The organism is Sporosarcina sp. Marseille-Q4943 (assembly GCF_943736995.1).
Classification (GTDB): Bacteria; Bacillota; Bacilli; order Bacillales_A; family Planococcaceae; genus Sporosarcina.
In genome coordinates, this window is record NZ_OX031157.1 from 481,868 (window position 1) to 505,189 (window position 23,322).

The 23,322-nt window shown below is 43.9% G+C and carries 26 protein-coding genes; 7 read left to right on the plus strand and 19 right to left on the minus strand.

From position 1 onward, the window contains the following. Positions 1–40 precede the first annotated feature (40 nt). The 6 genes from NIT04_RS11220 to NIT04_RS11245 all read right to left on the minus strand — a co-directional run bounded on the left by NIT04_RS11220 (position 41) and on the right by NIT04_RS11245 (position 5,149). Positions 41–1,591, minus strand: coding sequence for an acyl-CoA carboxylase subunit beta (locus tag NIT04_RS11220; RefSeq protein WP_252503690.1), 1,551 nt, complete (start codon positions 1,589–1,591; stop codon positions 41–43). Positions 1,592–1,649: 58 nt separating this feature from the next. Then, entirely contained in the window at positions 1,650–1,865 is a 216-nt protein-coding gene (locus NIT04_RS11225; protein ID WP_252503691.1) for a biotin/lipoyl-binding carrier protein, read from the minus strand. Beyond that, a complete protein-coding gene (locus NIT04_RS11230) occupies positions 1,862–3,223 on the minus strand; it encodes an acetyl/propionyl/methylcrotonyl-CoA carboxylase subunit alpha (RefSeq protein WP_252503692.1) in 1,362 nt (453 codons plus the stop codon). Before NIT04_RS11230 ends, NIT04_RS11225 begins: the two co-directional genes overlap by 4 nt. A gap of 111 nt (positions 3,224–3,334) precedes the next feature. After that, positions 3,335–4,093 carry an enoyl-CoA hydratase/isomerase family protein gene (locus tag NIT04_RS11235; protein WP_252503693.1) on the minus strand — a complete coding sequence of 253 codons (759 nt, stop codon included), beginning with the start codon at positions 4,091–4,093 and terminating at the stop codon, positions 3,335–3,337. Between the two features lie 324 nt (positions 4,094–4,417). Continuing rightward, entirely contained in the window at positions 4,418–4,591 is a 174-nt protein-coding gene (rpmF, locus tag NIT04_RS11240) for a 50S ribosomal protein L32 (RefSeq protein ID WP_252503694.1), read from the minus strand. A 24-nt stretch (positions 4,592–4,615) separates the two neighbouring features. Further along, positions 4,616–5,149, minus strand: coding sequence for a DUF177 domain-containing protein (locus NIT04_RS11245; RefSeq protein ID WP_252503695.1), 534 nt, complete (start codon positions 5,147–5,149; stop codon positions 4,616–4,618). A 242-nt stretch (positions 5,150–5,391) separates the two neighbouring features. Here NIT04_RS11245 and NIT04_RS11250 point away from each other — a divergent pair, with 242 nt between their 5' ends. Next, positions 5,392–6,633 carry a nucleotidyltransferase gene (locus NIT04_RS11250; protein WP_252503696.1) on the plus strand — a complete coding sequence of 414 codons (1,242 nt, stop codon included), beginning with the start codon at positions 5,392–5,394 and terminating at the stop codon, positions 6,631–6,633. On the opposite strand, the gene NIT04_RS11255 is transcribed toward NIT04_RS11250, so the two are convergent. Beyond that, complete coding sequence (locus NIT04_RS11255; RefSeq protein ID WP_252503697.1) at positions 6,606–7,652, minus strand: SepM family pheromone-processing serine protease; 1,047 nt, start codon at positions 7,650–7,652, stop codon at positions 6,606–6,608. The two genes, NIT04_RS11250 and NIT04_RS11255, sit on opposite strands and share 28 nt — an antisense overlap. A 164-nt stretch (positions 7,653–7,816) precedes the next feature. On the opposite strand from NIT04_RS11255, the gene NIT04_RS11260 reads away from it, so the two are divergent. Beyond that, complete coding sequence (locus NIT04_RS11260; RefSeq protein ID WP_252503698.1) at positions 7,817–8,749, plus strand: hypothetical protein; 933 nt, start codon at positions 7,817–7,819, stop codon at positions 8,747–8,749. Between the two features lie 50 nt (positions 8,750–8,799). On the opposite strand, the gene coaD is transcribed toward NIT04_RS11260, so the two are convergent. The 3 genes from coaD to NIT04_RS11275 are packed head-to-tail and all read right to left on the minus strand — an operon-like array spanning position 8,800 to position 11,247. After that, complete coding sequence (coaD, locus tag NIT04_RS11265) at positions 8,800–9,279, minus strand: pantetheine-phosphate adenylyltransferase (RefSeq protein WP_252503699.1); 480 nt, start codon at positions 9,277–9,279, stop codon at positions 8,800–8,802. Positions 9,280–9,289: 10 nt separating this feature from the next. Beyond that, entirely contained in the window at positions 9,290–9,835 is a 546-nt protein-coding gene (gene rsmD / locus NIT04_RS11270) for a 16S rRNA (guanine(966)-N(2))-methyltransferase RsmD (RefSeq protein ID WP_252503700.1), read from the minus strand. Next, a complete protein-coding gene (locus tag NIT04_RS11275) occupies positions 9,832–11,247 on the minus strand; it encodes a hypothetical protein (RefSeq protein ID WP_252503701.1) in 1,416 nt (471 codons plus the stop codon). Before NIT04_RS11275 ends, rsmD begins: the two co-directional genes overlap by 4 nt. A 92-nt stretch (positions 11,248–11,339) precedes the next feature. Between NIT04_RS11275 and NIT04_RS11280 the strand changes: the two genes are divergently transcribed. Then, positions 11,340–11,732, plus strand: coding sequence for a methylthioribose kinase (locus NIT04_RS11280; RefSeq protein ID WP_252503702.1), 393 nt, complete (start codon positions 11,340–11,342; stop codon positions 11,730–11,732). 16 nt (positions 11,733–11,748) lie between these two features. Here the strand turns inward: NIT04_RS11280 and NIT04_RS11285 are convergent, their stop codons facing one another. Next, positions 11,749–12,021 (minus strand): YlbG family protein, encoded by a 273-nt coding sequence (locus NIT04_RS11285; protein ID WP_251623834.1) that lies wholly within the window; start codon positions 12,019–12,021, stop codon positions 11,749–11,751. A gap of 135 nt (positions 12,022–12,156) precedes the next feature. Here NIT04_RS11285 and NIT04_RS11290 point away from each other — a divergent pair, with 135 nt between their 5' ends. Continuing rightward, entirely contained in the window at positions 12,157–13,062 is a 906-nt protein-coding gene (locus NIT04_RS11290; protein WP_252503703.1) for a glycerophosphodiester phosphodiesterase family protein, read from the plus strand. 67 nt (positions 13,063–13,129) lie between these two features. On the opposite strand, the gene NIT04_RS11295 is transcribed toward NIT04_RS11290, so the two are convergent. Together NIT04_RS11295 and NIT04_RS11300 are read right to left on the minus strand one after the other, a co-directional pair. After that, on the minus strand, positions 13,130–13,573 hold the full coding sequence (locus NIT04_RS11295; RefSeq protein ID WP_252503704.1) for a YlbF family regulator: 444 nt from the start codon (positions 13,571–13,573) through the stop codon (positions 13,130–13,132). A 69-nt stretch (positions 13,574–13,642) separates the two neighbouring features. After that, a complete protein-coding gene (locus NIT04_RS11300; RefSeq protein WP_252503705.1) occupies positions 13,643–14,962 on the minus strand; it encodes a Mur ligase family protein in 1,320 nt (439 codons plus the stop codon). A 208-nt stretch (positions 14,963–15,170) separates the two neighbouring features. Between NIT04_RS11300 and NIT04_RS11305 the strand changes: the two genes are divergently transcribed. After that, positions 15,171–15,902 carry an aspartate kinase gene (locus NIT04_RS11305; RefSeq protein WP_252503706.1) on the plus strand — a complete coding sequence of 244 codons (732 nt, stop codon included), beginning with the start codon at positions 15,171–15,173 and terminating at the stop codon, positions 15,900–15,902. 1 nt (position 15,903) lies between these two features. Here the strand turns inward: NIT04_RS11305 and NIT04_RS11310 are convergent, their stop codons facing one another. Continuing rightward, positions 15,904–16,989, minus strand: a complete 1,086-nt coding sequence (locus tag NIT04_RS11310) for a CAP-associated domain-containing protein (protein WP_252503707.1) — start codon at positions 16,987–16,989, stop codon at positions 15,904–15,906. Between the two features lie 340 nt (positions 16,990–17,329). Between NIT04_RS11310 and NIT04_RS11315 the strand changes: the two genes are divergently transcribed. Further along, positions 17,330–17,695 carry a YugN family protein gene (locus NIT04_RS11315; RefSeq protein ID WP_252503708.1) on the plus strand — a complete coding sequence of 122 codons (366 nt, stop codon included), beginning with the start codon at positions 17,330–17,332 and terminating at the stop codon, positions 17,693–17,695. A 110-nt stretch (positions 17,696–17,805) separates the two neighbouring features. Further along, complete coding sequence (gene ytvI / locus NIT04_RS11320) at positions 17,806–18,864, plus strand: sporulation integral membrane protein YtvI (RefSeq protein ID WP_252503709.1); 1,059 nt, start codon at positions 17,806–17,808, stop codon at positions 18,862–18,864. A gap of 37 nt (positions 18,865–18,901) precedes the next feature. On the opposite strand, the gene NIT04_RS11325 is transcribed toward ytvI, so the two are convergent. From NIT04_RS11325 to NIT04_RS11345, 5 genes are all read right to left on the minus strand, one after another. Beyond that, positions 18,902–19,363, minus strand: coding sequence for a DUF420 domain-containing protein (locus NIT04_RS11325; RefSeq protein WP_252503710.1), 462 nt, complete (start codon positions 19,361–19,363; stop codon positions 18,902–18,904). Positions 19,364–19,391: 28 nt separating this feature from the next. Continuing rightward, positions 19,392–20,306: a cytochrome c oxidase assembly factor CtaG gene (gene ctaG, locus NIT04_RS11330; RefSeq protein ID WP_252505087.1), complete on the minus strand. Its 915-nt coding sequence runs from the start codon at positions 20,304–20,306 to the stop codon at positions 19,392–19,394. 137 nt (positions 20,307–20,443) lie between these two features. Beyond that, positions 20,444–20,791 carry a cytochrome C oxidase subunit IV family protein gene (locus NIT04_RS11335; protein WP_252503711.1) on the minus strand — a complete coding sequence of 116 codons (348 nt, stop codon included), beginning with the start codon at positions 20,789–20,791 and terminating at the stop codon, positions 20,444–20,446. A gap of 1 nt (position 20,792) precedes the next feature. Next, entirely contained in the window at positions 20,793–21,419 is a 627-nt protein-coding gene (locus tag NIT04_RS11340; protein WP_252503712.1) for a cytochrome (ubi)quinol oxidase subunit III, read from the minus strand. Beyond that, complete coding sequence (locus NIT04_RS11345; RefSeq protein ID WP_252503713.1) at positions 21,419–23,293, minus strand: cytochrome c oxidase subunit I; 1,875 nt, start codon at positions 23,291–23,293, stop codon at positions 21,419–21,421. The genes NIT04_RS11340 and NIT04_RS11345 overlap by 1 nt, the downstream gene beginning before the upstream one ends. Positions 23,294–23,322: the final 29 nt, after the last annotated feature.

A 23,322-nucleotide genomic window follows, 5' to 3' on the forward strand; every position in this document is an offset into this window, starting at 1 on the left:
GACCTCCGGAAAGGCGCCCTTTATTCTTCACTATATTTAATTATACAGGATAGACAGGATGTTTTTTAGGTGGTAATGGAACTTCTTTTGTCGAATAAAAACGGAAACGGTCCGCAAGCACATTCCGCAAATGTGAAGGTGCGATAATTTCATCGATGATCAACTCGGAAGCCATCTTGTAAATATCGATTTCCTCTTTATATTCTTTATGTTTCGCCTGGACGAAAGCGATTTTCTCTTTCGGATCCTCGATCGCTTCGATTTTATTCGAATAAACGGCATTGACTGCAGCTTCCGGACCCATCACTGCAATTTGCGCAGTCGGCAATGCAATGCATACATCAGGCTCGAATGCCGGACCGGCCATCGCATAGAGTCCAGCACCATAAGCTTTCCGGACAACGACGGAAATTTTAGGGACCGTTGCCGAGCTCATCGCCATGATCAATTTAGCACCGTGACGAATAATGCCATCGCGTTCGACTTTTGTTCCGATCATAAAGCCTGGAACGTCCGCCAAAAACAGCAACGGAATTGAAAATGCATCGCATAAGTTAATGAATTTGGCCGCCTTATCCGCCGAGTCGACGAAAAGGACGCCCCCTTTCACCTTCGGCTGGTTGGCAATGATTCCAACAGGTTGCCCCTCAATCCGCGCAAGTCCGGTAATAAGTTCCGGAGCAAACAATTTCTTAATATCAAAGAAACTACCTTCATCGATCAACGCATCTATCGCTTCATACATATCGAACGGCGCATTTTGATTCTCCGGGATGATTTCCTCGAGGGTTCTTCCTGACTTAGCTGCTACTGCATCTTTCAAGGAAGGTTTCTCGGTAAAGTTAGCCGGAAAGTATTCGAGATAGCGACGTGCTTCACTGATCGCTTTCTCTTCGCTCTCAACGAGTACATCTCCGCATCCACTGACAGAGCAATGCATTCTCGCGCCACCCATCTCTTCCAAAGTCACTTTCTCGCCAATCACCTTTTCCGCCATCCGCGGGGATCCCAAGTACATGGAAGCATTCCCCTCCACCATGATGACGATATCACAAAATGCAGGGATGTAAGCTCCTCCTGCCGCTGATGGTCCAAACAATAGGCAGATTTGCGGGATGAAGCCCGATAGCCTCACCTGGTTATGGAAAATCCTCCCGGCACCCCGACGGTTCGGAAACATTTCAAGCTGATCCGTAATCCGTGCACCTGCAGAATCGACAAGGTAGAGCATCGGCACTCTATTCTTTTCTGCAATCTCTTGGATGCGAATGATTTTCTCAACCGTCCTTGACCCCCACGAACCAGCTTTCACTGTCGAATCATTCGCCATGACACAAACAGTTTGCCCATTTACTTTGCCCATGGCAGTAACAACACCGTCTGCAGGCAGATCATCGGCTTCGCAATTTGCGAACCTGCCGTCCTCCATATATTCCCCATTATCGAATAGGAGTCTGAGACGGTCACGTACAAACAGCTTATTCTGTTCCTTCAATTTTTCGTGATATTTCGGATGCCCTCCAGATAATACCTTGTCAATTCTTGTTTTCAGTTTTTCATTATAACTAGTCTGTTCTGTTATGTTTGTCATCGTTTTACCCCTTTCGATCACATTCTCTCCCCAGTACTCCGCACGAAAAGAAGTTTCCTCAGCTTTCTATTACTGCCAATACGTCATCTTCATTTACGAAATCTCCGACTTGGACATTGATAGCTGTCACTTTTCCTGAAACTTCTGTTTCTACAGGAATTTCCATTTTCATCGACTCGAGGACAATGATTACTTGACCCACCTGCACTTCATCCCCTTCGGCAACATTCACTGTAAATACTGTACCTGCCATCGCAGCTTTTAATTGTGTCATTTCTTCACTTCCTCCTTTTTAGTTTTCAACCAATCTGCCAATACATTCGTATTATAGTTTCCACTCTCGAATTCTTCCGACCCTATAAACTTTTGAAAGAGTGGAATATTCGATTTAACCCCTTCAATCGTAAACGATTTGAAGAATTCTTCAGCTTTGTTTATCGCTTCTTGGCGCCCATCCGCATGGACGATCACTTTTGCTATCATCGGATCATAGAATGGCGTGACACTCCCACCCTCTTCGTAGCCCGAGTCAATGCGAACTTGAGCAAAATCATTCCATTGCATTTTACGGATTGTTCCCGGAGACGGCATGAAAGTCGTCGGATCCTCCGCATAAATTCGGAACTCGATTGCATGACCATAACTCTTAATCCGATTCTGATCTTTGACAGGCAATTCATTGCCACGCGCCACTTCAATCTGCCATTCCACTAGATCATAGCCGGTTACTTCTTCAGTGACGGGATGCTCCACTTGAAGACGGGTATTCATTTCCAGGAAATAAAAATCATCGTTTTCCGATAAGATGAATTCCACAGTTCCTGCATTTCGATATTGAACAGCTTTCCCAGCAGCAACCGCCGCCTCATAAAGCTGTTCTCCCACCTCTTTATTCAATGAAGGCGAAGGAGATTCTTCAATCACTTTTTGGTTCCGTCTTTGCACCGAACAGTTGCGCTCGAATAGATGGACGATATTCCCTTTGTCATCCCCGAAAATCTGCACTTCGATATGGCGTGCATTTTGGACGAATTTTTCAAGAAAAACGACGTCATCCCCAAAATAGGCTTTCGCTCTGCTTTTGACAGATTGAAAATGCTGACTGAGCGCTTGCTCACTTTCGCATCGCACCATTCCGATGCCCCCACCGCCGGCACTCGCTTTCAACATGATTGGATACCCAATCAATTCTGCAGCCTGTATCGCTTCTTCCAAAGAGGCGACTCCTTGATCCGTACCTGGAACAACCGGTACACCGGCATCTTTCATCTTCAATCTTGAAGCAATCTTATCGCCCATCAATTCGATCGTTTCCGCATCGGGACCGATAAACACCAAACCTGCGTCTCTCACTTTTCGTGCGAAAGCGGCATTTTCGGACAAAAGTCCATAGCCCGGATGAATTGCGTCCGCTCCGACTTTCAAGGCGATGCCGATAATGTCATCCGCTTTCAAATAGGACTGCACTACAGGACCTGGTCCGATACTATACGCTTCATCCGCAAATTTCACGAACGGCATATGCTCATCGGCCTCCGAATGGACGGCAACGGTCTTTATGCCAAGCCGCTTGCATGTTTTCATGATTCTCAATGCGATTTCCCCACGATTCGCAATAAGTATCTTGTTCATATTCGTATCCCCCTTAGCTGTCTTGTTTGAACTTCTCCCCAATACTAGTTTATACGATGAATGAAACCGTTTTCAACTATTTGTCTGAATTTCTATGAAAATCAAACCTTCTTACTTTTTCCGCAAAAACTTATCCACAGCTTCATGGTGGGCATCGCTTTCCCATAGTTTTGCGCATTGGGCGGCTTCTTCCAGCATGTGGATCCCTAACCCGCTTTGCTCCCATTTCAAGATTGCCATCCTCTTATAAGCACGGTGTACGGACGGGTGTATTTTCTTCATATCTGACATGAATTGCTCCAAGCCGGCTTGTGCATCCCCTTCGTAAATATCCGTCGCCCATCCGATTGCTTGTAACTGTTCCGCTGTATGCACTTTCGCTTCTGATAATATTTTCATCATTGCATCATGATTATTCATTTTGACAAGCAGCTGCGAGGCGCCACCCCATCCACTTGTTATGGCGAGCGTACCTTGGATGAATCCTGCCTTTGCCTTTGAAGATACAAGTCGGTAATCGCATGCAGTTGCGATTTCACATCCCCCACCGACTGCCGCTCCATTGACGAGTCCAATGACTGGCACAGGCAAGACTGACAATCTATATAACAATCCAGCCATCTTGCTCAGCATCGGGTAAGCTTCATCCGCTGTACGGAATCCATGGAATTCCGACAGGTCGCCACCTGAACAAAATGCACGGTCCCCAGCCCCTGTAATGACTGCAAACGCTAAGCTGTCATCTGATTCGACTTGTGACAAGAACTTTTCAAGACCTTCCATAACTGCATGGTTGACCGCATTTCTCATTTCGGGCCGATTGATTGTGAATGTAGCTATTCCATTGTTGATTTCTATTTTATATGACAAGCCAATCCCTCCTTATTAATTGGATTTCCGCTACAGACGGACGCTTTCCGCGGGCGAGCGGTGAGCCAATCGAACAGCGAAGGGTTCGATTGGCCGTATTTCTGCGTATTTTGCAGAAATTAAGGCATCCTTATCTTGCTCCCATAGGGTCGCAGAAAACTTTGCTCGCAACGCTGTGCTTGTGCTCGCAAACGCCTTTCTTCGTAAAGGCGTTCGCAGGAGTCGCCGCCTTTCGCTTCAATCCCCCATAGCAGCCATTTCTGATTTTAAAAATAAAAAGACCACCGGAGCCATGGCCTCACGGTGGTCTTTAAGCAGGGGAACTTATTCTCCTACTACGTCTTTTCCTTTGTAATGACCGCAAGATTTGCAAACGCGGTGCGCAAGTTTCATTTCGCCGCAATTTTCACAAGTTGTCATGCCTGGAACTTGTAGTTTGAAATGCGTACGACGAAGTCTTTTAGCTGTTTTTGAAGTTCTTCTTTTTGGTACTGCCATTTGTGGGCACCTCCTTATAATCGCCTATTCCTTGTCCGAGTTGAAAAAATCAGCTAATCCAGCTAAGCGCGGATCAACTTTCTTATCCTTTTCTTCACGGAGCCGCTCCTCGTATTCTTCGTTGGATGCGAAAGACCAGCCTTTCCCCTCTGCACTTTTCATCTTTTCGGCTTTATCGCTGAAAACTTGTAAAGGCACTTCAAGAAGAACCAACTCTTCAAAAATCGGGGTCGGATCGATGATCTCGCCGATAACCGGGTGAATCATATCATCCGTAGCAAGTGTCGCTTCATCCCAACTGAACTGCTCGTCCGTTTCCACTGAAAATGGAAATTCGACATCATCCCATGTTCGAGAACAAGGTAATGTCATCACACCTTCAAGGTGGAAATGGCATGTCAGTTTTTTCGAACCGATTATACAGCTTCCCGTTACATGGACAGGCTTAATATCCCGGATTTCCGGATTCCGTTTTTTGACGGAGTCAAGGTTGACCGCTTCGTCAAGCGGCAATGCTCCTTGCCTGTATTTCTGTAATTGATGAATGGACCATTTCACGTCTATATCACCTCAAGACAACACTGTTGATTATATAATGGATAAAAAGGGATGTCAAGATATTTTCTTGTCACCTAAATCACAGCATCGTATAATATTTTATATGTTAATATGCAACAAAGCTAATAGTAGCCCTCAAGCTGGATTTTCGCTCTAGGCGGACGCTTTCCGCTCCAATTCAAAGTAGCTTCTACAAATAATTTCATTCTTATTAAACAAAGTATATCGAAGGGGTGGGCATATTGAAAGCTACAGGTATCGTCGTTGAATATAATCCATTACATAATGGACATGTCTACCATGCACAGCAGGCAAGAAAGGCCACTGATGCGGATGTTATTATCGCAGTCATGAGCGGCAATTTCCTGCAAAGAGGCGAACCCGCTTTTGTCGATAAATGGACGCGCACGAAGATGGCGTTAGCATCCGGCGTGGACATCGTACTTGAGCTGCCATACCGCTTCGCGACAGCAAATGCCCCCTTATTTGCGCAAGGGGCTATTGAGTTGCTAGATGCGGCTGGATGCAGCGCATTCTGTTTCGGAAGCGAAGACGGCAATATAGAGCCTTTCCAAAACAGCATACGTCTCATCACGAGCCATACCGATGAATACGAAGCAGCAGTGAAAAATGCGATCGCAGAAGGCTTGAGCTACCCAATGGCCTTGAATAGGGCATACAAAACAATTCAAGAGGGGCAACCTGCGCTTTCTCTGGCTGACTTGTCCATGCCGAATAATATCTTGGGATTCCATTATATGCAAGCTTCGCAGTCAATCGGTTCAACAATGGAAGCCGTAACAATCAAACGGATGGGGGCCGGCTACCACGACGAAACATTGGATAATGAAAAAATCGCAAGTGCGACAGGCATCCGAAAATCCTTCTTCGGATCGGAAACCCTCGATGATGTTTCAGATTTCATTCCTGTTGCTACTAGAGATTTACTTATCGAATGGCAATCGGAAAGAAAGAGATTCGGCAGTTGGGAAAGCTTTTACCCATTTCTTCGATTCGTCATTTTACGTGATGGACCTTCTCAGTTACGCGGTATTGCCGATGTTTCGGAAGGAATCGAGAACCTCATTTTCCGTGCTGCACAATCACATGATTCATTCCAAACATTCATGGATGCAGTGAAATCCAAGCGCTATACATGGACACGGATACAAAGGATGCTTACACATATACTGACAGGTTTCACGATAGAAACGCGAGCTGAAATGGAGAAACCCGCTTATTTGCGATTGCTCGGGATGACAAACAATGGACGCTCGTTTTTGAGCGGAAGGAAAAAGCGTCTCAATTTGCCGCTCATAAGCAAAGTCGCTTCTTTTTCCGACCCTTCACTAAAGATGGACATTGCCGCATCCGATATTTATGCACTAGCGCTCGGAAATGGTACGAGTGATTCCAAAATCGGCTTGGATTATCAAATAGCCCCGATTATGGAAAATCACTTTTCATCCAAGTCATTCAAATAATCCAAAGCATCATCTATAGTGGCAACGGGTACGATTTTCATTTTCGTACCTATTTTTTCTGCCGTTTTTACAGCTTCCTCATAGTTCGTCATAATTCCAGGATTCTTTTTTCGAACTTCATCCGGCAAATAATCGTTTGGTGCGAAAAAGATTTCAACCCCTTCACGATCAGCCGCCATAACTTTGAAATCGGCGCCGCCAATCCGTCCGACAGTTCCATCGGACAGCATTTCCCCGGTCCCCGCAATGTTGTATCCTTTCGTCAAGTCTTCGTCCACCAGTTGATTCATTATTTCCAATGTGAACATAAGCCCAGCGGAAGGACCACCGATATCGGCAGTATGGATATCCACTATCGGATCAGTTGCAAGTTCGCGATCCTCTTGGAATTGTACACCTAAACCGATTCGACCTTCAGATTTTGGTATTTCACTTAAAATGATTTCAATATCGTGCAGCTTCCCATCCCGTTCGACGGAAACCGTAACTTTATCGCCTTCGCCTTTCCCGGAAATCGCCGATGCAAATTGTCCGACCTTCTTCAATTGCACTCCATCAACGGATCGAATTTTATCTCCCGCCTCAAGCTTTCCATCTGACGCTCCGCCCTTTAAGACAGATACGACAAAGACGCCGTCATATGTAACGTTGACTGGAATGCCAGCTTTGCTGAATGCCACGGTGATGGCGTTGAACTGGGAGTCAGACATGAGTTTTTTTTGACGGATATTATATTCCTTGTCATCCTCCCCTTCCCTTCTGACTTTGTTGGTTGGAAGCAATTTCATACGATCGGAAAACTTGGATACGACGTAAGAAAAAGGAGTTGCCTTTCCAATGGCAATGGTCATGAGATTGAAGGTCCCAACATCATCCTTATCCCCTCCCTCGACTTCTACAATCGGCGCCAAGTCATACGCCCCACCTGGTTTTGATATGTATGCATCGAGAGGATAAATGAATAAAAACAATAAAAAAAGCACAGCGACCGCATACAATCCAATCTTTTTCACCCTCATACCCACACACCTCCATTAATAGCCTGTACAGATGGGACATATATTACTCAGTAGTTAGTAGTTCAGAAATTGCTTAGACAGCTGGTAACTAGTGTACCACCGAAAATATCCATAATAAAGCAATAACAACAGCGTTCTGCACTTCACTTCCCGGAAGGAGGCACATGATTGAACACCATCTCAGATACTATGCAACGAAACAAACTATGATCAGCATCGTCATCATATGGGCACTGATCATCCTATTCATCTTACAGCCAGGCATTGCCCATGACGGAGCCGAAGCCGGAGCACAATTATTTGTACACGCCTTACTTCCTTATTTGCTTCCGTATATCATCTTGACGCAATGGCTACTAAAGGTCCCTGTGGAAAATCCTTCAAAGAAAAGTTGGAAACGTTATATGAAAGCTTACGTTCTCGGGTCATTTGGGGGTTTTCCTGTCGGTGCAGTCACCGTTACGGAAATGGTCAAGAACGGAGACTTGTCCCGGAGGGAAAGCGGCTATCTGCTTGCCGCCTGCCATGCGCCAGGTCCTATGTTCATATTAGGATTCGTAGGCACTGAATTATTCGGCGATACTACTTCCGGTTGGAAGCTTTTGGCCGCTATCCATATTGCCAATATCCTCTTTTTAGTATTTACGCTATTAGCGATAAAGGGGAAACAGCAAGAACTGGATACGTCTCAACCGAAAGTGCAAAAAAAGCGTTCCAGCTCTCCATTATTGGAGTCGCTCAGGGACAGCTCGACGGTCATCATTCTTGTCGCAACAACGGTAATCTTTTTTTCTTCCCTTGGAAATGTATTGACAACTGCGATATCCAAGGCATTCGCTGTTGATTTGGGGATTACGAAAACAGTATTGCTCGCACTATTTGAAATGACGTCCGGCGTCCAATCCGCTACAGACCATTTTTTCACTCACCCAGTATTCCCTTTTTTAGTTGCTGCAATCATTTCACTGAATGGTCTAAGCATCCACATGCAAGTATTCGTCATTGCGAAAACAACCGATACTCCTCTTTTCCCATATTTGCTCAGTAGAGTATGGAGTGTTATCACCGTACCGATCTTTTTGTATTTCTTATTATAAAAAATGGTTATGACAAACATCTTGTCATAACCATCTCATATTTTTATTTATCATCTAAACTTTTCTTGCAATGCCTTCTCGACTACGGAAGGAACAAGAACGGAAATATCTCCTCCGTAACGCGCAACCTCTTTGACAATGCTCGAACTTAGAAATGAATATTGATTTTTCGTCATTACGAAGAATGTTTCTATGCTTTCATCCAACATCCGGTTCATGGATGTAATTTGCATTTCATATTCAAAGTCGGAAATGGCACGCAACCCCCGAACAATGACCGAAGCCCCAGCACTGCGGGCATAATCGATTAGTAGACCTGATGAAGAGTCTATGATGACATTCGGAAATTTCGATGTGACGGCACGTATCAATTCAATCCGTTCTTCCACTGTGAACAAAGGATTTTTGGATGAATTGTTCATGACAGCCACTCTCACTTCGGGAAAGACTTTAGCCGCCCGCTCGATAATGTCGAGATGTCCGTTTGTAATAGGATCGAAGCTGCCCGGCACAACTGCTATTTTTGTCATAGATGCTACCTCATTTCATATAGATGGATATCGCGCTGTTTCCATAAATCGGGGTCTTGGTCTTTACATAATCACCATAAGCATCCGGAAGCGTCAATTGCTTTTCATGCTCACAAATGATGATCGCCTCGTCGGACAACATGCCCGCTTTCACGATTGCGTCCGCCAAGTCGTAAAATTTCGTTTCGGCATACGGTGGGTCGATGAAAAGCAAATCTATCGTTATATCGGACGGCAATGTCCGAACAGCGTTCCTTGCATCGTTCCTAATGATATGTACTTGATCGGTAAATCTGCATTTTTCAACATTTGCACGAATGACGGAGCAGGCTTTTGGATTCTTCTCGAAAATGTATGCTTCATCCGCTCCCCTGGACAATGATTCGATGGAAAGGGAACCACTGCCGCCAAAAAGCTCTACAGCGATTCCTCCGTCAAAATATGGGCCAATCATATTGAAGATGGATTCTTTCACCTTGTCAGAAGTCGGCCTCGTCAAATTGCCAGGTATTGATTTTAATGGTGTTCCTTTTCTGGATCCGGATACGACTCTCATTTTGATTCCTCTCCCAACGACTTCACAATTATCGTATCTTCATTTTTTTGAATAGACAGGTGGAATAGACGTCTCAGTGCATCTTCTTCAAAATAATACTCATTATGAATGAGTACGTAAGGCTTCTCCCGTAATTCGTATCTTTTTTCATTTAATACATAGAAAGAGTCCCGCAACGAGAATCTGAATTTCTCCGTTGCACTTTCAATATAAATGGAACTCTCATTCACGGAAACCGAATAGCCGTTTCTCGTCAAAACCTTATTTGCGGGATAGAGCGTCTGCCTATCCATGATGACCACTTGAATATCCTCTTGGTCTTCACCGTTCATCCTAATCGTTCGTGTATCCTCCAACACGAAAGGATAGTCGCCATCTTTGTTCTTTTCAACGAAGGAGGTTTTCCATCCACAAACTTCACCGATCAAGTTATCCAGCTCTGCTGCATCGAAGCGCTGACCTTGCATATCAGCTAAACGGGATTTCAGCATCTCATACTGTTTCGCAGTCAATGAACTTTGAAGTGATTCATAGGCAGCTTTGGATTTGTTCGTCCCGGACGGCGTATCGGTTGAGATCGAAGCGATAAGGCCAGAAACTAGCTTATCCTTCTCCGAAATGGCATACAATGTCCGGACCCCTCTATCCAACACTTCGTCAAGCATCTCCGCCGTTTTCTTTTGTGTAATTAACATACGGGATGCTTGGAGCGGTTTCCCATTTGGATCCGTCACAATGGAAATATGTTGAGCGTTCAATTTCAGTAAAGCGCTATCCAATTGCTCTGCAAGCTCAGCATCGAACGAATCCCCGTATATCGATAGCCGATCTCCCCGAAATGCTTGCGGCAATTTCTTTCGTTGCCAATAAAGATCCGACACCTTGCCATTTCCTTTGAACATCGAATAACTGATCATGTCCATTTCTTTAGCTCCGATTAACGTTATTCCACTGACCCACATTCCGCCGACTCCGCTTTCATCTGTTACATGTAAAATAGTAGAATCGGGTTTCGCATTTCTCAATGCAGCAAACGGTTCCTTAAAAAGCTTTCTACTTTCAAGGTTTCCGGATTTTAGAATTTCATAGGAGATAGATTGTCTACTCTGTTCCCCTTCCAAGATTGCTGTTATATTTTCATTAATTCTCGTACAAGAAGTTGCCGTTTCCAGAAAACAAGCACGATTTCGGCTCTCGGCCGGCAATATAATCTCGTGCCGCCCCTCATCCAAGTTGTGAAAATGATGCCTGACCAAAAGAGCATCTGCCCTATTGATCACTTCAATCTCCTGGTTATACAGGTATTCCTTGCCCTTAGTTCCGCTTGCATCCGCCATTTGACTATAGTGTATATAGAGTAAAGCGGAATTCATGATGACTAAAAGGCCGACAATACGGAGTATGATTTTCAATAGCTGCACCTCATTGCAAGGGATGTTATGTGTGCTTTAAAATATTCAATGATATAGTTAACTATATTTATTGGAGAAAGGTAGTGTCATGAATGTTACAGCAGTATTTTATTGAATTAGGTGAAGGATATGGCGACATCTACGAGCTCATGGAACTGATGGAAACGAATCAACACCGTATCCATAGGACCTTCATCTTCTCTTCAAACATCAAAGGCGGACAAGCGATTTCCCTGGCAGTTGCATTCCAATCAGCCCGAAACAGCAATTTCATGCCGATCTACATATGCAGGGAAGGCATAACCCAAACCGGTGAATCCAAGCCGAAGAGAAGGCTCCTCTTTGAAGAAGCTTCACTTGCATGTGGTCAGGAACCGATTTATATCGGATTGAAGCATTCAACCGAATTTGCGGATACGAAACTGTTCTATCAGTATATAACAGGAATCCTCCGTCTTAATCATCTTGTCCCGCCATTGCAATAAGCGGTGACGTTCATGCTTACAGGCCAATTTTATAATCGTATTCCTTCGCTTTGTCTGGTTTAGCGTTCTCATATTCCGTCTTGACGAATGGCCGATACGACGGCAGCACCTTTTTAACGGACGGAAGCCGTTCAAGTTTACGGATTGTATCATCCACGTCCACTTGATCACAATAAATGACAACATATTTCATTTTTCTAGAAATGTAATGAACATGGCCATACTTTCGCAACGATTTGGCCTGTTTCAAATGATGGAGATATACAATTATCCCTTGTCGATCAATCATGATTTTCCCCTCTTTTCCTACCCCATACAATACCATAGGAGAGAAATGGCCTGCAACCGAACGTTGCTGACATCTTCCGTTTTTTCCCCTATAATGAGGAAAGACATGTTTACGAATAACGAGGAGGATATGAAAATGGGAAGAAAAACGAAAGTGGCGCTTACAGTCGGAGCAGCGAGCGTAGCAGCATGGGCCGCATCTAAAGTAGTCGCCAAGCCCCAACCCCGCCCCCAGAAGGAAGCACTTGAATTCAAAGATCCGGTCGTCCTATCGCTTCGCGGAGGAATGAAATACGCTCCGGAGCATACGATGGCAGCGTTCTCAAAATCGGCAGAACTCGGAGTCCATGGGTTTGCCGTAGACATCAGATTGACAAAAGACGAGGAAATTATTCTCTTCCATGATGATATTGCAGATCGGACGACGGATTTTTCCGGAAAGATTTCCGATTATACGATAGATGAATTGAAAAAAGCAGATGCTGGCTATATGTTTCAGGATGAGGAGGGGAACTTCCCTTTCCGCGATAAGGGCGAGAAAATTGTCAGTTTACGAGAATTATTAACGGCCTACCCCCATATGCTGATCGCTATCAATCTAAAGGACTCGCCGGATACATATGAAGGCAGCCTAATGCCATCCAAGTTATGGCGTCTATTGGAGGAAACCGGGGCGGAGGAGCGTGTAATCGTCATGAGTGCATTTGATGAACAAACAGACCGTTTCAATCTATACGCTCAAAATAAAGTGGCTACAGGAGCTGGAAATGACGAAGTGAAAAAAGCGTACGCATCTTTTTCAAGTAAATTCGGACATTTGTACAACCCACGTGCAGACCTATTTTGCATTGCTGAAAAATTAGGTCCATTTCCGTTGAATACGGAAAGTTTCATAAGTTTCCTTTCCAATCTGAATATCTCTGTTTACTATAATCATGTCACTGATCGTGATGCATTTGTGAAGCTCTTGAACGCCGGAGCTTCGGGCTTTGTCACTGATGAGCCGGAAATGGCTATGGAAGTCATCCAAGAAAATTCATAAAAAAAACGGTTGCCTGTTCAATGACTGGCAACCGTTTTGTTATTCCATTGATGTATAATCTATCAAGTCACGCTGAGCAGGAGCAGCTCCCACCAGTGCCGCATCCTCCCCCGCAAGATGAATCTACAAAGAAACTATCTCCCGCAGGAACTTTGATGGATTCTGATACCGCACCTGCAAGGATCGCGCTGATTTCATTCAACAGTCTTTGCACATCGTTCTCAGCGAGACGCAATGCGGCGACATGCTCATTCATATCCAATTCCCTCTTTTGTATTCGTATATCTTTCATGACTATCTTATAGTCAGGATGGTATCTGCCGAAACGTTGCACTTCTTCGTAACGCTCCTTCATATAGGTAAAATCATAGATCGCTTCAGCCAACGATTTGTCGGAATAGACGGCATGATTCGCTCTTCTGTACTCTTGGATGATTTCGGAAGAGAGCAACATATCGGAGAGTATTTCTGATTGCTCAATGATTGACATCCATTCATCTGTCATCATCATAGGGCTTTCCCTCCATTCCAACTAATCATACCAAATAAAGCACGTCCTGTGCATGTATTCTGACCTGTTTTATTTTTTCTTTGTACGCAATGCATCCTCAGCAACTTCATAATCTGAAAATGTGATGAGCTCATGCCCGATCTGCTGTGTTTTCTCATGCCCCTTGCCCGCAATCAAAACGACATCTCCATTCTTCGCATAACAGATCGCTTTTTCGATTGCTGCTCTTCGATCCAGTTCCACATTGATTTTTCCGCTTTCACAGTTGATGCCTAACAGGATTTCTTCAATGATTGTAGAAGGCTCTTCACTTCTTGGGTTATCTGAAGTGATAAATACTTTAGAAGAATAAGTTGCAGCGACCTTTCCCATTTGCGGCCGCTTCCCTCTATCCCGATCACCGCCACATCCGAAAACCGTGATCAATTCGCCCGTCGATTCTTCCGTTAATGAAGCCAATACCGTTTGAAGCGCGTCAGGAGTATGAGCATAGTCGATAAAGACCGTTACATCTCCTCCAACCAACCGTTGCAGTCTTCCTTCCGGCAGCTTAAGCCTACTACAAAGCGGCAGTATTTCAAGATAGTTATAACCGAGCAAGTGCATAACAGTAACAGCTGCAAGAGCGTTCAATCTATTATGTTTCCCAGGCAAAAAGATTGGATATAAATCGTAAGGTATCATCTTTCCAGCAACCATCAGTTCATTAAAAAAGTGGATTGGTCTTTCAGAGCATTTGACGAGTTTTACACACTCGCTATCAGCCGCATTGACAATTAGATGACTCGCCATTGTCGTTAGCCTCTTTTTTGCTGCAATATAAGCTTCCTTGCTGCCATGCTCTTCATAATGATCGACTCCGATATTCAAAAAGACCCCGACATCAATTTTGCAATGATCCAATCTTGATGTGGAAAGTCCGAGTGAAGAGGCTTCCATCACCATGTATTTAATCCCTGCATCTACGCATTTCCTCAGTAATGGATGAAGGAACTCTGCGGGTAAAGTGGTCATTTCCGGAATTTCGAGATTGACTTTCCTGCCATTCATGAAAAGGCCGGTCGTCCCGATAACCGCAGCCGGTTCACCAAGCATCGCCAATAACTGGCCAATGAAATGCGTGACAGTCGTTTTTCCGTTCGTGCCTGTCACTGCGATGATTGTCATTGATTCAGATGGATGACCCGCGAGCTTGGCGCTGGCATGGGATATGAACTTCCTTCCATCCGGAACAGTAATGAGTGTCATTTCTTTCGTCGAATAATAATCCAAACTAGTATTGCGATCGACGACGATAGCAACAGCCCCTCTTTCAATCGCTTCTTGGACATGCAAAATTCCATCGTCGCAAGCACCTTTCCTCGCGACGAATATGAATCCGTCCTTCACATTGCCAGACCTCTCCGTTATACCATGAATTGGTACGCCGACACTTCCCGAAACCGTACAGGGCCAGTCTTTCAAGATCTCAGATAGTAACAGAAGCCCCCTCCCCTTCCCGAACAATTTTCATGGATACCGAATATATTGAGAGCGAACCATACTTTATCGTATGAAGGAAATGGAACGAACGACACGAAGAAAGTTGGGAGCTTGAATGATAGTTCAAAAATTTGGCGGAGTGGCCATGAAAGACAAACAATCAAGAAAAATATGCATCGGTCACATAAAATCCGGAATCGAAAAACATCAAAATGTCGTCGTGGTCGTTTCAGCAATAGGAAGAGGAGAAGATCCATACTCCACAGACCGGCTATTAAAGCTAACTGATGCATTTATCCACTCAAAAGTTGCAAGTGATCTTGCCGCATCATGCGGAGAACTAATCGCATCAGCCATACTATCTGCCGAGCTTGAGGAGGCAGGAGTCCCGAATAGAGTTCTGCACGGAATTCAAGCAGGCATATGGACTTCCGGCGATTTCGGGGATGGGACGATCAGCGACATCGATCCGACAATGATCGTAGACAGTCTAAGAGAATCTGGTTGTGTTATTATTCCAGGCTTCCAAGGAATCAACGAATTTGGTCAAGTGATGACAATCGGCAGAGGAGGCAGCGATTTAACCGCCATAGCACTCGGCGGAGCTCTTCGTGCATCGCATGTAGAGTTTTTCAAGGACGTTCCTGGTGTCATGACAAGCGATCCCCGTACCGGTACAGACGCCAAGAAGATGGATATCATGAACATACTTCAACTGTTGCCTCTATTGGAAACAGATCGCCCCGTCATTCAGAAGCGCGCAGCTATTTACGCAATGAAAAAAGCGATACCTCTATATGTAAGAGGCATCACTTCTAATGAAGAAGGAACTTGGATTCTACCTTGAATCATTTACGTAAAAAGTTCGAGTTCGGGTTTTCTTTCTTGTCTGATTTAATCAGCACTTGCGTATAGTACTTTCCATATGCCCCTGTACCAATATCGGTCACATCCGAATCCAGCAAGACACTACGATGAGCGGGAGAATTCAGCCAACCATGGACTGCTTCTATGGCATCCACGTAATTGGCAGCGATATTCTCCCCGGCTTTTTTATGTTCAATGCCTAAGCTTTTTAACCGTTGCGATAAATTGCCTGCCGATGGCGACTCATGCGAAAAATAATTTTCAAGCGCCATATCCTTGCTATGGTTTTGAGCAAGCAATGATAACCAGTAATCATTTTCAAGCGGATTTAAACCATGATGTTCCCGATACATATTCGTCAGTTCAATAATTTGCCTTTCCATCGAACGATCGACTTCCATTTGCACCGATGAAGATGGCCGATTGGTCACGACTAAATCCCCTGCGAATTCCATATCATACGGCTGATGGATGACAAGCGTTTTCGGATCGATGAAACGGACACCTTCAATTACCTCATCCTCGGCATCGACATACACTTGCGCATACAAATCTTCATACTTAAGCAAGATCCTATCCTTTAAGTCCTGACTATTCAAAGTAAATGTATAAATATTTTCATCCAATATCACATTAACTTCAGACTCGATAATCGAAAAGCGAAATACTTCATTAATGTTCTGACCAATAGGGATAGGTGTTACATCCGCCTCCTGATCAGCACTGAAAACTTGATTGACTATACCGTCTTCAACACCCGCCATCAACTGAATATCTTCCAAGTACACCCACCACTCATACCCATAAGCGGATGGTTCAATCCTGTCAGGTTCCCCTATCAACTCAACTAGTCGATCGGAAGACTTTCCGACAAGAGTGGAAAGCCCTGTTTCAGGCCGTTTAGGACCAGCTGTCAGTTCAACGACTTCCTTATTCGGAGCCGGAATTGCCGTTCCATGTTTGACCGGCGATTCAAGCGGTTCATTTTCCTGGATCCTGCTCCCCATGAAATAAAATAACGCGAGAAGGACACACAGTAATAATGCTATTTTCCATAATACTTTCAAGTCTTCTCGCCCACCTTCCAATACATGTTGTATTTACTGAAGCCTTGTAAGAACGCATAAAAATTAAGTTGACCATATATCAAAATGGCTGAGCAACAGAAAATCTTTAATTCTTGATAAATAGTATTAATTTGAGTATAAGTCAACTATTGCGAATTTCAAGCGTGAAAGTCTTTTCTTCAGTCATTATTTATTGGTGTAATTTGATGTTGCTAATCTGCTGAGCATATTCGTCGAAGCTTTCATGACACAATGTTGTCATTGCAACTAACACTGATTTGTTCTATGATAATTAAGTATAGGCTTACGACTGGATGAATATGAAGGAGGACTTTGAACGATGTATATCGAAAATACAGGTATTGAGGGCATTGTCGCAGAATTGTCACTACTTGACGAAATCATGTTGAAACACGATCTCGTACGAGCTGGACAATGGGACTACGAGCGTGTTACATATGACAAGAAATACGTCATCAAGGAAGGCACTTATTACTTGCGCGTATTCGGTTTCACACCGGACGGAGACGTTGACACTCGCGATGCAATCATGCATCTTAAAAAACCGGTGATCGGCAAACACTATTATCCACACGGCGTTGAATATGGCGAGGACGAGCACTTCCCTGAAGGACTCGTGAAAGATTGTGAAGCAACACTTAAAGCTGTCTTGGAAGATTTGAAACCATATATTCTTACGAAATAAGCATTTTTACATTAAAGCCGCGGAACTTATTGTTCTTCGGCTTTTTTTCCTATTCATTCCTCTGAATTTTGGTTATAATGAGAGCAATGAACATTTTGGAGGAATGACCGTTGTCTCGATGGCTTACAAAAAGGAATATCATGCTACTCACTTTACTTATTATTACCATTTTAATTTTTGTTTTTATTCTCCCCATTTCCATACCAATCATTTTAGCCCTCTTGACAGCTCTTCTATTTGAGCCGCTCGTAAAATTAACGGAGACAAAATTTAAATGGAAACGTAAAATGGCAGTCATATCCGTTTTCATTTTCATTTTGGCGTTGCTAGCGATCACCATTTATTACACAGTCACCTCATTGATTGGTAGACTCATTCAGTTTACCAAGGCCGCACCCGATTATTTAAATAAGCTTTCAGGAGTATGGATCGATTTTCAAAGTAAGCTTTTTGTGTATACATCAGGTTTGCCTGACGATGTTGTAAAGTCGGCACAAGACGGCTTCAATGACATTTTGGATTCGTTCCGAAAGTCGCTTTTGGAATTATTCAATTCTGAAAAAATTGTCGCTCTTGCAGCCGAAATACCAAATTTCCTAGTGAGCTTAATCGTTTATATGATCGCACTTTTCCTTTTCATGCTTGAATTGCCTGAATTGAAGAAGATGGTATTCCGGCATTTCACGGATGAAACTGCGAAAAAGGTTCGCTATATGACAGTTAAATTGAATTCTGTCATATTCGGTTTCATGAAAGCCCAATTGCTCGTCAGCTTTATCATTCTAGCAACTTCGTTCATCGGATTACTTATCATCGCACCTAAATATGCATTAGTCATGTCAATTGTCATTTGGGTCATTGATGTTATCCCGATTTTAGGCTCCATTATCATTCTGGCACCTTGGTCGCTATACCAGTTCGTTAGTGGAGATATCGGTATGGGGACAAAATTGGCCGTTTTGGCAGCAATCCTTCTGATCATTCGAAGAACTGTTGAACCGAAAGTGATGGGCAACCAGATTGGCTTATCTCCCCTCCCGACACTTATCGGGATGTTCATCGGGCTGAAGCTATTCGGCGTGCTCGGTTTCTTTATCGGGCCGATGATTGTTATTCTATTCAACACAGCACGCGAGGCCGGCATCATTAAGTTGAACTTCAAATTGTAATAAGTAAAACGCGCTTCCTCATACGGAAGCGCGCTTTTTATATTCCTAATATGGCCTTGATCATCGAAGTGGTTTCTCCGCTCTCGTAAAAGACATACAGCAATAAATAGACAGCCACTCCTGTAATTGCCGTAAAGAACCAGATGATACTCGTGACGGGTCCGATTTTTCGATGCCTGTTCAGCTTGTTTTTAACTCCCCAATTGATTGTCATAATGCCTAAGACAGCACCAGTCGTCGAGAGCATAATATGAAAAATTAGAAAGACCGTGTAATAGATCTTCAGATTTTGCGGACCACCAAACGCCGTGTTTCCAACGAAAATCGTTCGGGATGCGTAGATGATGAAAAATAGGACTGCCGCTACAGCTGCAGCTACCATCGTCTTCTTATGGGCTTCAATCTTCCGCTCCCGAATCAATTTCCAACCGATAGCGACTAGAATTGCCGATAAGACAATAAAAAATGTGCTCAGAGTCGGTAAAAAAGGAACATTCATCTTATAATACCCCTTTAGTCAAAATGAATCAGCCGTGTACTTTCAAGCTTTGTCTTTCTAATAAGTCCCTTTGGGTTATCTCATCTGCGTTCATCTGCTCTTCACGGTACCATTTAATGAAAATCTTACCGATTACAACGATGTAAATAATCTCCTGGATAACCTTCATAATAATTCCGCCCAGCTGTTGGTCATACAATGTTGGCATATTCGTAAACAATTCCGGTCCTGATATGGAAAGTCCCGCTAGCGTTCCTGCAGGCACACATAAAGCCATCGCCTGCATCCATGCCTCACCACTGCTATACGTTTCATAGACGGGCACGTCCACAAAGATAATCAACGAACAGGCAGGTGTGATAAGAATTGCACTCAGAATAACATAACCAATTTTCTTCAATCCATGGAGTTGAGGATGCTCTTCCAACGTATTCAATATCGGCCACCATAGGAATATTGCCGAAATGAACAAAACGATTGTGAAAATGGCATGCAGAAACACGTTCATTTTAATATAATCCAAAACCATTGGATAGTGATTTAAGGAGAACATGACCGTAAACACCATGAGGCTGATGACTGGTTTCGTGAAGAGCCTAACAATTTTATCGATAATTTTCACGTTAAGGACAGTCTTCCAAATAAAATGAGGAATTCCGACAATCAAAAATGGAGCAACTGCCAAAAGAAGAAGCGCCATTTGTGTCATATGGACAGAGAATAAAATGTGTCCAAGAAGGTCAACCGGCGAACCTTTCAAGATATACAGCAAGATCATCGCAGCCAGGAAGTATTTAATCTCCCTTCCGGTTACAGGTTCTGTCCCCTCAAACAAATGTCGCCATTTTTTGGTTAAGAGAAAATATAATACAACGATTAGTACGATTGATAAGAAAAAATATGGACTCCATAACGCACGAAATCCAAATATGCTTAAAGGCATCATTGCCATCGCTCCTTTAAATATGTCTTTCCCTATTATAAAACGAACACGGCGCGAACACAATGAACGAACAATGAACAATCCTTTACTTTATAAGAAAAAGCCTGTGGAAGAATCCACAGGCTTTTCATAATTTATTACCACCAAACGATTGTAACGAATGTCAAAGGAATTAGGAAGCCTAAAAGAGCTCCGGTAAACATGAACATTTGAGGAATGCCATGTCCTTTTTCATTCATATGCATGAAATAATACAGTTGTAAACCGACTTGAACTGCTGCAAAGAGCATTACAACCGGAATGATGAAATACTTCGAGAATCCTGCAACGCCTGCTTCATGCGCAACAACCATGGAGAATGAAATAAGTGTCAGGAAGATCATAAGCGAAAACATCATTACCTGATCTCGCATGGATTTTTTTGCACGTCGTTGTGCGAGCTGCTGCTCGGCAGGTGTACGTTTGTAAACTTGAATGTCTGCCATCTTAACCTATCACTCCCATCAAGTAGACTACAGTGAAGATGAATACCCAGACGACGTCAATGAAGTGCCAGTACAATGAAAACGTGTAGTACTTCGTTGCGTTGTATAGGTTCAGACCGCGTTTCGCATTACGGAAAATCAACAATGTAATCCACACAAGGCCGACAGCAACGTGGAAACCGTGTGTTCCGACAAGCGTATAGAACGCAGAACTGAAGGCACTGTTGTTATATGTGAAGCCAAGTTGCACATAGTGCGAGAACTCGTACACTTCAAGCATTAGGAAGCCAAGTCCTAGAAATGCTGTGATGGCAAGCCAAAGTTGCATTTTCTTGAAGTTGTAGTTACGCAGATGGTACATGGCGAACACACTCGTCAATGAAGATGTCAAAAGCAACATCGTCATGACAAAGACTAGCGGTAATTCATAGAGCTCTTGAGTCGAGAATCCAAAACCGCTTGGACCCGAGTTTTTCAACGCTACGTATGTCGCGAAAAGCGTCGCGAACAGAATTGTTTCTCCTCCAAGGAAGAGCCAGAAGCCGACAAACTTGTTTTTCGCTTCAAGCGTCGCCTTTTCTGGATTATCGGGCCAAGTTTCAGGGGTGAATTTTTTGTTCAAATCCATTAGTTTTGACCCCCTTTACGTTTCAAATCACGGAGAATCTCATCTTTTTTGATGTAGTATCCTGTGTCATCTTTCAATGAACGTGCTGCCATCGCAACAAATGTCCACAATAGACCAAAGATCAGTAAAGGCAGACCCCACGATTCTTCAGTCCGGAACATTGCACCGAATCCAGCGATGAATAAACCGAATGACATTAGAAGTGGAATGATGGAACCGTTCGGCATATGAATGTCTTTAATCGGTTCAGCTTCCGTAATACCTGATTTGTTGCCTTCCATTTTCTCGATCCATACTGTATCAAGACCGCGCACAAGCGGAGTCGCAGGGAAGTTATAATAGATCGGCGGAGATTCGATCGCCCATTCGAGCGTACGTCCGTCTCCCCACGGGTCATTTGCAACTTTTACATTCTTGATGGATGTAACGATGATATTGTAAACGAGTACAATAACACCAATCGCCATCAATAGCGCTCCAATCGTACTAATTAGGTTGGCCAAGTTCCACCCTTGATCATCCATATAAGTAAATACTCGGCGTGGCATTCCCCAGAATCCGAGCCAGTGCTGGATCAGGAACGTCATATGGAAACCGATGAAGAAGAACCAGAATGTTACTTTACCAAGTGTTTCATTAAGCAATGTACCAAACATTTTTGGCCACCAATAATGTGTTGCAGCCAATATCCCAAGAACAACCCCACCAACGATTACGTAGTGGAAGTGAGCAACGATGAAATAAGAATCATGCAATTGATAGTCAAGCGGTGCAGCACCTTGCATGACACCCGTTACTCCACCCATTACGAATGAAGGGATGAAGCCGAGCGCGTATAGCATAGGCGTTGTAATCCTGATGCTTCCGCCCCACATTGTCAATAGCCAGTTAAAGATCTTAACCCCTGTCGGAACAGCAATCGCCATTGTTGCAACAGCGAAAATTGCGTTAGCAGTCGGTCCAAGACCTACTGTAAACATATGGTGAGCCCAAACCATGAATCCCAGGAAACCAATCAAGACAGTCGCGAAGACCATTGACGGATATCCGAAGAGGCGCTTTCGTGAGAATGTTGAGAAGATCTCAGAGAAAATACCGAAAGCAGGCAAAATTAGAATGTAAACTTCAGGGTGACCGAAAATCCAGAAAATATGCTCCCAGATGATCGTGTTTCCACCCATTGTGTGGTCAAAGAAGTTACCACCGAACATGCGGTCAAATGTCAGGAAGAAAAGACCGACAGTTAACGGAGGGAATGCGAACAGAATCATTGCAGATGCAACAAATGTTGTCCATGTGAACAACGGCATACGCATGTACGTCATACCTGGCGCACGCATGTTGATGATTGTAACGAGGAAGTTGATCCCCGCCATCAACGTACCGCCCCCTGCAATCTGAAGACCGATTGCGTAGAAGTCAATACCGTGCCCTTCCGAAGCGATGGAAAGTGACGCATATGATGTCCATCCAGCATCCGGTACTTGACCGAAGAACCAAGAGACGTTCAGGAAAAGTCCTCCGAAGAAGAACATCCAAAACCCTAATGAGTTGATGAATGGGAACGCGACGTCACGCGCACCGATTTGCAATGGTACTATCGCGTTCATAAATCCGAATAATATAGGCATGGCCGCTAGGAAAATCATCGTCGTTCCGTGCATCGTGATCAAATCATTGAAAAGTCCTGCACTGACGAAATCGTTGTTCGGCTTATAAAGCTGCCAACGAATTAACATTGCTTCAATACCGCCGAGCACGAAGAAGAATCCGCCACCAAGGAAGTAAAGGATTCCGATCTTCTTATGGTCGACTGTTGTCAGCCAGTCCCATAGCGTTGCGCCAAAACCCTTTTTTTGAGCAACTGAACTCACTATGTTTACCTCCTCTTCAAAATCACAAA